At 45.5% G+C, this 12,983-nt stretch carries 9 protein-coding genes and 1 tRNA gene; 9 read left to right on the forward strand and 1 reads right to left on the reverse strand.

All coding sequences use genetic code 11. The features are described from left to right. The first annotated feature begins 7 nt into the window (after positions 1–7). Positions 8–1,525, forward strand: a complete 1,518-nt coding sequence (gene lysS / locus HV314_RS05130) for a lysine--tRNA ligase (RefSeq protein ID WP_181547478.1) — start codon at positions 8–10, stop codon at positions 1,523–1,525. Between the two features lie 85 nt (positions 1,526–1,610). Here lysS and idi read toward each other — a convergent pair whose 3' ends face one another. Next, positions 1,611–2,159 (reverse strand): isopentenyl-diphosphate Delta-isomerase, encoded by a 549-nt coding sequence (idi, locus tag HV314_RS05135; protein ID WP_181547479.1) that lies wholly within the window; start codon positions 2,157–2,159, stop codon positions 1,611–1,613. Positions 2,160–2,325: 166 nt separating this feature from the next. Between idi and actS the strand changes: the two genes are divergently transcribed. The 8 genes from actS to vexA all read left to right on the forward strand — a co-directional run bounded on the left by actS (position 2,326) and on the right by vexA (position 12,976). Further along, entirely contained in the window at positions 2,326–3,084 is a 759-nt protein-coding gene (gene actS, locus HV314_RS05140; RefSeq protein WP_046274955.1) for an amidase activator ActS, read from the forward strand. Between the two features lie 79 nt (positions 3,085–3,163). Continuing rightward, positions 3,164–3,237, forward strand: a tRNA-Gly gene (locus HV314_RS05145). A gap of 1,259 nt (positions 3,238–4,496) precedes the next feature. After that, positions 4,497–5,024, forward strand: a complete 528-nt coding sequence (locus HV314_RS05150; RefSeq protein WP_047499323.1) for a Vi polysaccharide biosynthesis protein TviA — start codon at positions 4,497–4,499, stop codon at positions 5,022–5,024. Between the two features lie 257 nt (positions 5,025–5,281). Beyond that, positions 5,282–6,559 carry a Vi polysaccharide biosynthesis UDP-N-acetylglucosamine C-6 dehydrogenase TviB gene (tviB, locus tag HV314_RS05155; protein WP_181547480.1) on the forward strand — a complete coding sequence of 426 codons (1,278 nt, stop codon included), beginning with the start codon at positions 5,282–5,284 and terminating at the stop codon, positions 6,557–6,559. A 2-nt stretch (positions 6,560–6,561) separates the two neighbouring features. Next, positions 6,562–7,602 (forward strand): Vi polysaccharide biosynthesis UDP-N-acetylglucosaminuronic acid C-4 epimerase TviC, encoded by a 1,041-nt coding sequence (gene tviC, locus HV314_RS05160; RefSeq protein ID WP_181547481.1) that lies wholly within the window; start codon positions 6,562–6,564, stop codon positions 7,600–7,602. A gap of 29 nt (positions 7,603–7,631) precedes the next feature. Next, a complete protein-coding gene (tviD, locus tag HV314_RS05165) occupies positions 7,632–10,127 on the forward strand; it encodes a Vi polysaccharide biosynthesis protein TviD (RefSeq protein ID WP_181547482.1) in 2,496 nt (831 codons plus the stop codon). Beyond that, positions 10,127–11,863: a Vi polysaccharide biosynthesis glycosyltransferase TviE gene (tviE, locus tag HV314_RS05170; RefSeq protein ID WP_181547483.1), complete on the forward strand. Its 1,737-nt coding sequence runs from the start codon at positions 10,127–10,129 to the stop codon at positions 11,861–11,863. Before tviD ends, tviE begins: the two co-directional genes overlap by 1 nt. A 45-nt stretch (positions 11,864–11,908) precedes the next feature. Further along, positions 11,909–12,976 (forward strand): Vi polysaccharide ABC transporter protein VexA, encoded by a 1,068-nt coding sequence (vexA, locus tag HV314_RS05175; protein ID WP_016157405.1) that lies wholly within the window; start codon positions 11,909–11,911, stop codon positions 12,974–12,976. Positions 12,977–12,983: the final 7 nt, after the last annotated feature.

Consider the following 12,983-nt stretch of genomic DNA (forward strand, 5'->3'; position numbering starts at 1 on the left):
AACCAACATGTCTGAACAACACGTACAGGGCGCTGACGCGGTAGCCGACCTTAACAATGAACTGAAAACGCGCCGTGAGAAGCTGGCGAGCCTGCGCGAGCAGGGGATCCCCTTCCCGAACGATTTCCGTCGCGATCATACCTCAGACCAACTGCATGCTGACTTCGATGCAAAAGAAAACGAAGAGCTGGAAGCGCTGAACATTGAGGTTTCCGTTGCTGGCCGTATGATGACCCGCCGTATTATGGGTAAAGCATCATTCGTTACGCTGCAGGATGTTGGCGGCCGCATTCAGCTGTACGTTGCTCGCGACGATCTGCCGGAAGGCGTCTACAACGAGCAGTTCAAAAAATGGGATCTGGGCGATATCCTCGGCGCGAAAGGTAAGTTGTTCAAGACCAAGACCGGTGAGCTGTCTATCCACTGCACCGAGCTGCGTCTGCTGACGAAAGCGTTGCGCCCATTGCCGGATAAATTCCACGGTCTGCAGGATCAGGAAGCGCGCTATCGTCAACGCTACCTGGACCTCATCTCTAACGATGAATCCCGCAATACCTTTAAAGTGCGTTCACAGATTATGGCTGGTATCCGTCAGTTCATGGTTGGTCGTGGCTTTATGGAAGTAGAAACCCCGATGATGCAGGTGATCCCTGGCGGGGCGGCAGCGCGTCCGTTTATCACCCATCATAACGCGCTGGATCTGGACATGTACCTGCGTATCGCACCGGAACTGTACCTCAAGCGCCTGGTGGTTGGCGGCTTCGAACGCGTATTCGAAATTAACCGTAACTTCCGTAACGAAGGCATCTCTGTTCGCCATAATCCAGAGTTCACTATGATGGAACTCTACATGGCTTATGCGGACTACAAAGATCTGATCGAACTGACCGAATCGCTGTTCCGTACACTGGCGCAGAACGTTCTGGGAACGACTGAAGTGCCTTACGGCGAAGAAATCTTTGACTTTGGTAAGCCGTTCGAAAAACTGACGATGCGCGAAGCGATTCAGAAATACCGTCCGGAAACCAACATGGCCGATCTGGATAACTTCGATTCTGCAAAAGCGATTGCGGAATCTATCGGCATCAAAGTTGAGAAGAGCTGGGGTCTGGGCCGTATCGTGACCGAAATCTTTGAAGAAGTTGCAGAAGCGCACCTGATTCAACCGACCTTCATTACCGAGTACCCGGCAGAAGTTTCTCCGCTGGCGCGTCGTAATGATGAAAATCCGGAAATCACCGATCGCTTCGAATTCTTCATTGGCGGACGTGAAATCGGTAACGGCTTCAGCGAGCTGAACGATGCAGAAGATCAGGCGCAGCGTTTCCAGGATCAGGTTAACGCCAAAGATGCAGGTGACGACGAAGCGATGTTCTACGACGAAGACTATGTTACCGCTCTGGAACACGGTCTGCCGCCGACTGCGGGCCTGGGCATTGGTATCGACCGTATGGTTATGCTGTTCACAAACAGCCATACTATCCGCGACGTAATCCTGTTCCCGGCAATGCGCCCGGTTAAGTAAGATGTGAAATGCCGGATGGCGGCTGATGCCTTATCAGGCCTACGATGCGTTATGTAGGCTTGATGGGCGTAGCCCCGTTAGGCAATCAATTCCCGTTGGCAAACTTGCGCAGTAACTCTCGCGCCTTAACATCTGAAACCTGCATTACCATCCACGGGCTAAAAGCCCACGGCGTCGCGTCAATCCCGCTTAAAACATCCTCAAGATTGCTCCACTGGGAATCCATCACTTCATCTGGGTTTAGCTGTAGCTCACTGACGATATGTGCGGCATAAACCGGGCATACTTCGTTTTCCACTATTCCACTCGGATCCGTGGCGCAATAACGAAAATCAGCATACACGGGGCTGAGCGAGTCGATGTCTGCACCCAGTTCGAAGCAAGCCCGGCGGATAATAGCGGCTTCGGTGGTTTCACCCAACTGCGGGTGACCGCAGACAGAGTTGGTCCAGACGCCTGGCCAGGCTTTTTTGTGCAGCGAACGGCGGGTGACCAGCAGTTGACCCTGCTCGTTAAATATCCAGCATGAGAAAGCAGAGTGCAGGGGGGTTGTGGCGGTATGCGCCGCATACTTTTCCAGTGCCCCACAGGGCTGGCCCTGCTCATTCAATAAAATGACATGTTCCTGTCGCATAGCGTCCACCATCAATCTTAAGCATTCACATTATATGCTGTATTAAGTCAGAATGATTAACAGAGGGTGTGAAATGCCAGAGTCGACGCTTCGTTGCGCGATATGATTTGGCATCCGGTTTCTGGCTGCTATGATAAAGCGTCTGAAAATGTTGCGAGGTATTGTTTTGAGTGCAGGACGCCTGAAGAAAAATGGCCTGAGTATCGCGATGCTGCTGTGTGTCGGTCTGCTGTTAGCAGGCTGTTCCGGGAGCAAGTCGTCTGATACAGGAAGTTATTCCGGCTCCGTGTATACCGTGAAGCGGGGAGATACGCTATACCGTATTTCGCGCGCCACCGGGACTAGCGTAAAAGAGCTTGCACGCCTGAATAATATTTCACCGCCCTATACCATTGAAGTGGGGCAAAAGCTGAAGGTCAGCGGCGGCGCGAAAACCAGTTCAGGCTCTGGCAAAACAACGACGAAATCCTCAACCAAAACGGCAGCGGTCAGACCATCTTCGTCCGTACCGCAATCCTCCTGGCCTCCGGTAGGGCAGCGCTGCTGGCAGTGGCCTGCCAGCGGTAAAGTGATTCTGCCTTATTCAACCGCGGACGGCGGCAATAAAGGCATTGATATCTCAGCTGCGCGCGGTACGCCGATTTATGCCGCCGGAGCCGGGAAGGTGGTTTATGTCGGTAATCAGCTACGGGGTTACGGTAATCTCATTATGATTAAGCACAGTGAGGACTACATCACTGCGTATGCGCATAATGACACCATGTTGGTGAACAACGGTCAAAACGTGAAAGCCGGGCAGAAGATCGCGACGATGGGCAGCTCGGATGCGACCACGGTGCGGCTGCATTTCCAGATCCGCTATCGGGCGACGGCTATCGATCCGCTTCGTTATTTGCCACCAAAGGGCAGTAAGCCAAAATGCTGACGGTGAATTAATCGCCAGTCAGTCAGTTAGTCCCTTGCCAAGAAGAGCGTAAGGTTTATAATCCCTTACGCACTCCAATGCGGGCGTAGTTCAATGGTAGAACGAGAGCTTCCCAAGCTCTATACGAGGGTTCGATTCCCTTCGCCCGCTCCACGACTTACTTCTCACAGACTCTCCTGATTCAATTATTCTTCGTAATCTCAATGTGTTTCTTTGTTTAACGGTCATACGGACTCAATGCACGACTATGCAGGCTAAAGCGATTGTGGGAGACGATAGGCTCCCCTGGCGGGAGATACCTCAGATACCTCAGATACCTCATATGAAACTAACTATCCACAGGGGCCAAAGAGAAATCTTTGACGCTCTCGGATAGTAGAGCTTTGTATATGCTGGTTAATCCTTTCAATTCGCGATACTGGTGTCTTAAATATCGCATTTCTCCCGTGGTACAAAAAATCAACTATCAATCAATTGAATTTATTTAAGAAATTTTAAGGAGTATGTTTGATTGTCTGTCTGAAAATATATCAACGCTAATATAGGTCACGTAGTTAATTGTTAGATTATAATTCAATAGTTATCTTTTTTGAACACGATATAAGATTGGTCATTCTTCATAAATAAGTAATGTATTCTTTTTGTAGGTCAATTTTCTCTAATCGGCAGTAACAGGTTTTAAATGGTTTAGACTTGGTATGATTTTACCTGGATAAAAATGGTGGACATCTATTTTGTTAAAAATATCTTCAGGAGTTTTATTATTAGTGATAATTCCACGAGGCGACTAGTTTTGTTCTCATTATCCTGTCACGAAATTATGTAGATACACAAAAATATACGAGTTAGTTTAGTACTTTGTACCATTTTGAATGCTTGCTATGCCGGGGGGCTCGTTAGCCTTGTGTATATTCTGGCATTGTTGTTGAAAAATATAGCAAATATAGTTAGATAGACTTCAGTTGTACTGATTAAAATCTCACACGGTATAGCTAAGAATTTAAAGGTAGAGATATGGGTGACAATTCAGTCAGGCTACCTTTAACCACAGTATGTATGCTGGTAATTTGTAAGAAAATGTTTCATTTTGTTTTGAGAATTTTCTCATTTTGAATAAAAGATGAAAGTGCGGTTTCACAGGTGGTGCTAATAATACAACCAATAATCGTATTGAAATGCCGGTATCCATTAGTAATTCAAATCTAAGAATGAGTGATTGATAGTTTTTAGCTATGAATGGCGAGGGGTTGATATCACATCCTTGTTGTGTAAAAGTTCATCTCATGTATTTAGCAATATTAATAAAATCAATTACTCGATTGTTAGGTATTTTTTAGAGGGTCGGTGTGCTTAAAAGTACATACTTACCTTTCCATGGATGAAATAGAGTTTTTTGAGGTTATGGAGGCTTCATGAAGTATCAACATTTCTGGCCACCTAATGATATTTACTTTGGGGGTGGTGCCGCTAGTGTTATTGATGAAATGTCACTGATTACAAACGAAAGAAATTATTTATTCGTGAATCTTAATCAATATAGCTTACGTAGCACCTTGGTTTTTTTCTCACGGAATAAAAATATCAATAAAATCATAATCATCATTTCCAGCTCACGGTTGATGCCTTTGGCTCTTTTTTGGTTGGATAATATCAAAAATGTTATTGCTGTTTTCGATACCTCAACATCTGTGTCGGAGATGATTAAGAAAATAAGCCTATATCGACGAAATGGTGACAAGATAACGGCAGGGCGAAGGGAATGTAACTTTAAGATTAGCAACAAAGATATCATGAAGATGAAGTACTTCTTAACCGAAAGCGGTATGGAGGAGCTTCAGGATAGATTTATGAACTCGCCGTCAACATTGTATCGTTGGAGAAAAGAGATCGCCCTTAAATTCGGCGTGCGAGACCCTCGATATCTTCTATTGCCAGAATAAAATGCTATGCGTTTTCTCATTAAGAATTACAATTAAAGATCCGATCTTTAATTGTTGTTTTAGAACGGATACTGCATACGACCTCCATTTAACTAAAATTAGGAAATATAAAATTTCTAGCCTTGCTTAGACTAGAAACTGTCGTGATTTCGATAAGAATAGATACGCTGGCTAAGAACGTCAGGGGCGGTAGCGTTCCAGAAAACATCTGGGATTTATTTAAAGTTAATAATTATTAAATAAGGGACTTATCAGTAATGATCAGCAAAGATGATGTAAAAATTGCCATTATTGGACTCGGGTATGTTGGCTTACCATTGGCTGCTGAATTTGGGAAAATTCGTCAGGTGGTTGGTTTTGATGTTAATCATAAACGTATACTCGAGCTAAAAGAAGGGATCGATGTCAATCTCGAAACCACAGAAGAAGAGCTACGTGATGCTCGCCATCTGACGTTTACCTCATCAATTGATGAGATCAGAGAATGCAATTTTTACATCATTACCGTCCCGACGCCGATCAACGATTATAAGCAACCAGATCTCACCCCTTTGATTATGGCAAGTGAAACTGTTGGCAAAGTACTGAGGTCGGGGGATATCGTGGTGTATGAATCTACGGTATATCCAGGGTGTACTGAAGAAGAATGCGTGCCGATCCTTGAGCGTATGTCAGCGATGACATTTAACAAAGACTTCTTTGTCGGATATAGCCCAGAGCGCATCAATCCCGGCGATAAAAAATATCGTCTGACAACTATCAAGAAAATTACCTCAGGTTCAACTGCAGAAACGGCCTGTCTGGTTGATGAGATCTATCGACAGATCATCACGGCAGGAACGTACAAAACGGAAAGCATTAAGATCGCGGAAGCGGCAAAGGTGATTGAAAATACCCAACGCGATCTCAATATCGCGCTGGTAAATGAATTGGCGATTATCTTTAACCGATTAGAGATTGACACTGAAGCCGTACTGCGAGCAGCGGGAAGTAAATGGAACTTCCTGCCATTCCGTCCTGGACTGGTTGGTGGTCACTGCATTGGCGTCGATCCCTATTATCTGACTCATAAATCTCAGGGCATCGGTTACTATCCGGAAATTATCCTCGCGGGTCGTCGACTGAACGATAATATGGGTAACTATGTTTCGGGACAGTTGATCAAAGCCATGATCAAAAAAGGGATTAATGTTGAGGGTTCTAACGTTCTGATTCTGGGTTTCACCTTTAAAGAAAACTGCCCGGATATCAGGAATACCCGCATTATCGATGTTGTAAAAGAGTTGGGCAATTACAGCTGTAATGTTGATATTTTTGACCCTTGGGTGGATGCTGAGGAAGTCGAAGAGGAATACGGGATTATACCTGTATCGGAAATCAAGGCGGCTTCTTATGATGCCATTATTGTTGCCGTTGGCCATGAGCAGTTTAAGAAGATGGGGAGTACTGATATTCGTGGCTTTGGAAAAGATAAACATGTGCTTTATGATTTGAAGTATATCCTTTCGCCTGAGCAGTCAGATGTGAGGTTATAATCATGACAGCCTATGATGAATTAAAAATACAACTCGTTCTTGAACCAAAACGTTGGCTTATTACTGGCGTAGCAGGTTTTATCGGCTCTGGATTATTAGAAGAACTACTCTATTTAAATCAAACAGTAATTGGGTTGGATAACTTTTCAACTGGCTATCAACATAATTTAGAGGATGTGCGTGCCGCTGTCAGTGAAGAACAATGGTCGCGGTTTACCTTTGTTCATGGGGATATCCGGTCGTTTGCCGATTGTCAGGCTGTTTGTGAGAATGTCGATTACGTTTTACATCAGGCCGCTCTGGGAAGCGTACCACGTTCCTTGCAGGATCCTATCACGACAAATAGCGCTAACATTGATGGTTTTTTAAATATGTTGACGGCGGCGAGAGATGCACATGTATCTGGTTTCACCTATGCCGCAAGCAGTAGTACTTATGGTGACCATCCCGATTTGCCTAAAATTGAGGAACGGATCGGCCGGCCATTAAGCCCGTATGCGGTTACAAAATACGTCAATGAATTGTACGCCGAGGTGTTTGCTCGCAGCTATGATTTTAACACTATTGGCCTACGCTACTTTAATGTATTTGGCCGTCGCCAAAACCCTAACGGAGCATACTCTGCAGTCATTCCTCGCTGGATACTATCGCTTCTTAAAGATGAACCAATTTATATCAATGGCGATGGTTCAACAAGCCGGGATTTTTGCTATATAGAAAATGTGATTCAGGCCAATTTATTATCAGCAACGACTAATGATTTAGTCTCAAAAAATAAAGTCTATAATGTGGCTGTTGGAGACAGAACTTCGCTAAATGAGCTTTATTATCTCATCCGCGATGGGTTGAATTTATGGCGGGACGAACATATTAGTGCTGAACCAATTTATAAAGATTTTCGTGACGGTGACGTTAAGCATAGTCAGGCAGATATTACCAAAATAAAAACATTTCTTTCATATGAGCCTGAGTTTGATATCAAAGAAGGACTTAAGCAGACTCTAAAATGGTATATCGATAAAAAGACTGCTTTGTATTCCTGAGTAAAACTACTCACTTTCCTTTCACGTGGATGAATTTAATGAAATCGTCAGGGATGTTTACGCTTACAGCCATTGGTAGTTGCCGTATTGTGAGTCCGGTAAAACGAGCTCAGCCTTATTTTAATTTCAAGGCTAATTTTAAAAGGATATATGGTTTTACGCATACGAGCAGCGAGGCATTACAGCAGGTTCGTTTTATTTTAGGCTTGATAGATATTCCTGAAAAGGTCCGGCCTTTTATTTTTAGACCTGCCGTAAATTATTCAAATACCGACGTTCATAGTCGTTCTGATTTCTATATCGTTGAGATTTCAAGTCAGAAGAAGATTATGGCCTATGGGTTCTGCTTACAAATAAATTATTTAACTCGTCATTTCTATGAGTTTTTTAGCCAAACAGAGCGGGCGCGTGTGTACTGGTCGCTGGCCACGCAAGGAAATCAACACAAACTGCTGGCCTATCTCAAAGACGATCCCTGTTTTGCCGGAATGTCGGAAGACGATCGTGCCTTATTAAGCAATATCAATGTCGAGCAGATGGATGAGCATGCTATCGAACAGGATATGATGGAAATCGTTCAGCTGCTTGGTCGCGATCGCGTTATGTTTATGACCCATGTTGATGCCGTGACTCGTGCTGGAACCGTCATTCAGTCCCGCAGTCGGTTGATTAAAAATGTCGAGACCATCGCCACCAGGATGGATATTCCCTGCGTTAATCCGACAAATTTGATGGAAAAGTGGGGGCAGAAACGAGCCCTGGAAAAAAATGGCGACGATCTTACTCATTATACCGACATGTTTGGTGATGCGATCGTTGCGGCTATTTTTAAGGGAGTGATCAATAATACTAATCATCATCTTGATGAGGGGCGACAAGAGAAACAGGACCAAATACGTGAGATTACCCTGTCGATCACTAAGCTGCTTGCCGATGGCGACATTATTGCTGCATCACAGCAACTTTTTGCCGCATTAAGAAATCAGCAGCAAGAGCCCGTTCTAATCCAACTTCGGTCCGTAATCTTCAGCCGTTTAGGTTATTATGAACAGGCTTATCAGGATATTAGTGATGTTGAGAAAATTATCGGTACGACGGACAGTACATTACGTTGTCGGCTGAGGTCTCTACATGGATTAGCGCGTTGGCGGGAAGCCTTATCGACGGCCGAGATGATGCTTTCCAATGAAATTGAAGATGAAGAAGTCCTTACCGTTGCCGCCGGCTCAGCCGATGCTTTACAGCTGTTTGATAAGTCATATCAATACTGGAAACGTGTACTGTTATTGAATCCTGAAACCCAAAGCGGATGGGTTAATTTCCTGAGCAGCACGCAATATTTCAATGATGGCAACGCATTCTCCGAAGCTTTCCATGCCGGCATTCAATCGCAGCGCCTAAATGATGCGTTTATGGAAACAGCGTTATCTTTGGCAATCAAATTCAGTGATGAATTGATTTTCATGCATGCGCTCGAGCAGCTACTCCGCCATGAGTCAGAATTTGCGCTGACGGTATTGTCGACGATTCATGATACCGGTCTCGTTATCCGCACAGCTTTCTGCATCAAGAATATGAGCTATCATCAGGCGCTTAGCACCTCGTATAAAGATAAACTCCACGACGTTTTTGAGGCATGGAACAATACTGCGCTGTCGCTACATTCGGTTGATGATTTTGTCTCACTGAGTACTTCGCTGGTCTACAGCTACTCTGCATTTATGGTTTATCCCCATGCACGTATTTCTCGCTTTAATAATGAAGTTAAAATGGCATGGCGCGAGAAATTAAGAGAAATGTATGAGCGTGAGGATTATGAAAATATCCTGGCAGGGGCGAAAATAGTGTGGCCACTTCTGGAGTTCGATCCCGTTAGCACCGTATATTGTGCAAGAACGCTGGTGAATCTTGGTGCCTGGAAAGACGCGTGCACGTTGGCCCATATGACCTTGATTCGTAATTCGAATATTACCAGCCTGCAGTCGATTATGTTACGCAGTATACGTCATATTAACGACATTCCGTTCCTCATTGATTTGATTGCTAACGTCATGAGCATTTCTCCATCATTCCAGAATGCCTCGATGAACGAGTTGTTTGAGAAAGAGTGTCGCAATGTTGCAACCAGAGCCCTTAAATATGTACGCCAGAAGAAAACGGAAGGGCGTCTGGATGAAGCATTGTCTGTATTGATTAGCTTGAAACGAATTGATCCTGATGTTTCTCGCCTGATGCGTGAATATAAGCAAATTATCAGATTATTTAATGAGTCACTGAAGGATGGCGGTAGCACTATCGCGTCTTATGAACATCTAGATTATGCGAAAAAATTACTCGTTTTTGATAGTGAAAATGCCTATGCCTTGAAATATGCCGCATTAAACGCAATGCATTTACGCGACTACACCCAGGCTTTGCAGTATTGGCAGCGACTGGAGAAAGTGAATGGACCAACGGAGCCGGTGACAAGGCAGATCTCGACCTGCATAACCGCATTACAAAAAAATACATCAGGGAAGTCGTAATGATTACGCAGGAAGAAAAGTTAGCTGCGCTAGGGAAAACGCTTTTAACATTGAAACAAGAGAAGAAGCTTGCGCAAGCTGTTGCGTTAATTGACAGCGAATTACCGGCTGAGGCTTTAACTTCATTAGCGATGCTAAAAAAAGCAGAATTTCTTCATGATTTCAATGAAACGGCGCGTGCATACGCTCTCTACGAAACGCTGATTGCACAAAACAATGACGAAGCACGTTATGAGTATGCGCGTCGTTTATATAATACGGGGCTAGCCAAAGATGCGCAGCTAATTCTTAAAAAGGTTAGCACCGGCGTGCAGAAAAAATATAACAATTATTTAGGCAAAATAAATAAGATCTGCGATTTGCTTGAACGCCTTGAAGGGGAAGCGATCCCTGTGGGGACCAACACCCGTATTATTGCAATGAAGCATGCCATCTTGTTCTATCGAAATCGTCAGCCGCGGCAGCTTCCCGTCGGATCTTTTGGTCGCCTTGCGCTCTGTACAGGCTCGCTAGGTAGCGGCGGTGCAGAGCGTCAGATTTCTAGGCTGGCTATTGAGATCGCCAGAAAATATCGGCAACAGGGGAAAATTGGCGGCCTGAAAGTAGAAGAGCCGGTAGAGCTCATTATTCGCTCCCTGGCACCGGAACTCAGGCAAGACTTTTTCCTGAAAGAAGTGCTGGAAGAACAGGTCGAGGTGCTTGAAATCGCGAAGGTTACCGGAAACTTCTTTGACGATACGACAATAGAATCTCCGGAGTTGCGCTTATTGCTCTCTCATCTGCCGCCGGTGTGTAACTACGGTATCAAGCATCTGGTCCCCCACTTATGCGAGCGCAAGCTGGATTATCTCTCCGTTTGGCAGGATGGCGCTTGTCTGATGATTGCGCTTGCAGCGCTGATTGCTGGCGTGCCCAGAATTCAACTGGGATTACGTGGCTTACCGCCGGTGGTGAGAAAGCGTCTGTTCAAGCCGGAATATGAGCCTCTCTACCAGGCGCTGGCGGTCGTGCCTGGCGTTGATTTTATGAGTAACAACCATTGTGTGACCCGCCATTATGCCGACTGGCTAAAGTTGGAGGCGAAGCACTTCCAGGTTGTATATAACGGCGTCTTACCGCCATCTACCGAACCCTCTTCTGAGGTGCCACATAAAATCTGGCAGCAGTTTACGCAAAAAACACAGGATGCGGACACGACTATTGGTGGCGTTTTCCGCTTTGTAGGCGATAAGAACCCTTTTGCATGGATTGATTTTGCAGCACGCTATTTACAGCACCACCCCGCCACACGCTTTGTGCTGGTAGGCGATGGTGATTTGCGCGCTGAAGCGCAGAAACGCGCCGAACAGTTGGGGATTCTGGAGAGAATACTATTCGTTGGCGTCTCGCGTGACGTGGGGTATTGGCTGCAAAAAATGGACGTATTCATTTTGTTTTCGCGTTATGAAGGGCTACCCAATGTGCTCATTGAAGCACAAATGGTCGGGGTGCCGGTGATTTCAACCCCTGCAGGTGGATCGGCAGAATGCTTTATTGAGGGTGTTTCGGGTTTCATTCTTGATGATGCACAGACGGTCAATCTTGACCAGGCTTGTCGCTATGCAGAACAGTTGGTCAATTTATGGCGCAGCAGAACCGGTATTTGCCAACAGACGCAGTCATTTTTACAAGAACGCTTCACCGTGGAACATATGGTGGGAACGTTTGTACAAACCATTGCCTCTCAGCCTCGTTAATTAATGGGCAGCATTTTTTCAGCTATTTCATTTATAAAATAAGTTATGAAAAAAATTATTATATTATTAACGACGTTTTTTCTGCTTTCGGGATGCACTATTCCCAGGGCGGTATTTAAATCCAGCCTGATTAATCAGGACGATCCTCATTATCATCTGGTCGAAGTCACGCCGACATTAAAACTGAGTGATGCCGATACTGTGCCGAAAACTATTGTCGATCCGGTCTTTGCCCAAAATAATTGGCACTGGACCTCTTTGGCTAAAGGCGATGTGCTGCATATCACTATTTTATCCTCGGGCGGGGCGGGGTATTTATCCAATAACGCGAGCGGCGACCGGGCGGATTTTGAAAATATTCTTGTGACTGACGGTAATATCGTTCAGGTGCCTTATGCCGGGATCATTCCGGTTACCGGGCTGGATGTGACACAACTGGCTGAAGAGATCAGAAAGCGACTTTCGCGCGTTGTCCTGAATCCTCAGGTGCTGGTGACGCTTACCGCCCGCACCGGAGCCATGGTGACGGTCGAGGGCAGCGGGAAAACGGGTCGCTACCCTCTCGAACAGAGTATGAATCGTCTTAGTCATTTTTTGGCAACGGCGGCGGCAGTAGAAAATACCAGCGCAGAGATGATGGAAGTTCACGTGACGCGCCAGCAGCATTATTTCAATGCGCGACTGTCAGATATTTATCAGTATCCCGGGCTGGATATTGTCTTACAGCCGGATGACCGTATCACTCTGCGTCAAGTGACCGAGTATGTTAATGTGCTCGGCGCGGCGGGTGTTCAGGGAAAACATGCTCTGGTTCAGCGTCATTCCAGCGTAGTGGATGCTTTGGCGCTGGCGAAAGGATTAAACGACAATCTTGCCGATCCGCAGGCGGTTTTTCTGTACAAGCATGACGAAGCGGAGCAAGCGAAACAGCAGATGCGTAAGCTGAATATCTATCATGTCGATATGAGCCAACCTGACTCGGTGTTTTTAGCACAGGCCATGCGGGTGGAGGACGGCGATGTTATCTATATCTCGAACGCCTCTTTGACTGATTTCGCTAAGGTGAAAGCCGCATTCGATAGCTTTTTGATCCGCGGCTCTAATTCTTTCTAACGTCGCC

It is taken from the genome of Citrobacter sp. RHBSTW-00887 (genome assembly GCF_013728095.1).
In the GTDB taxonomy this organism is placed as follows: domain Bacteria; phylum Pseudomonadota; class Gammaproteobacteria; order Enterobacterales; family Enterobacteriaceae; genus Citrobacter; species Citrobacter braakii.

Bases quoted from the DNA above. Each gene is read 5' to 3' on its own strand.
- lysS (WP_181547478.1), top strand. From the start codon at position 8: ATGTCTGAACAACACGTACAGGGCGCTGACGCGGTAGCCGACCTTAAC.
- idi (WP_181547479.1), bottom strand. From the start codon at position 2,159: ATGCGACAGGAACATGTCATTTTATTGAATGAGCAGGGCCAGCCCTGT.
- HV314_RS05150 (WP_047499323.1), top strand. From the start codon at position 4,497: ATGAAGTATCAACATTTCTGGCCACCTAATGATATTTACTTTGGGGGT.
- tviB (WP_181547480.1), top strand. From the start codon at position 5,282: ATGATCAGCAAAGATGATGTAAAAATTGCCATTATTGGACTCGGGTAT.
- tviC (WP_181547481.1), top strand. From the start codon at position 6,562: ATGACAGCCTATGATGAATTAAAAATACAACTCGTTCTTGAACCAAAA.
- tviD (WP_181547482.1), top strand. From the start codon at position 7,632: ATGAATTTAATGAAATCGTCAGGGATGTTTACGCTTACAGCCATTGGT.
- tviE (WP_181547483.1), top strand. From the start codon at position 10,127: ATGATTACGCAGGAAGAAAAGTTAGCTGCGCTAGGGAAAACGCTTTTA.
- vexA (WP_016157405.1), top strand. From the start codon at position 11,909: ATGAAAAAAATTATTATATTATTAACGACGTTTTTTCTGCTTTCGGGA.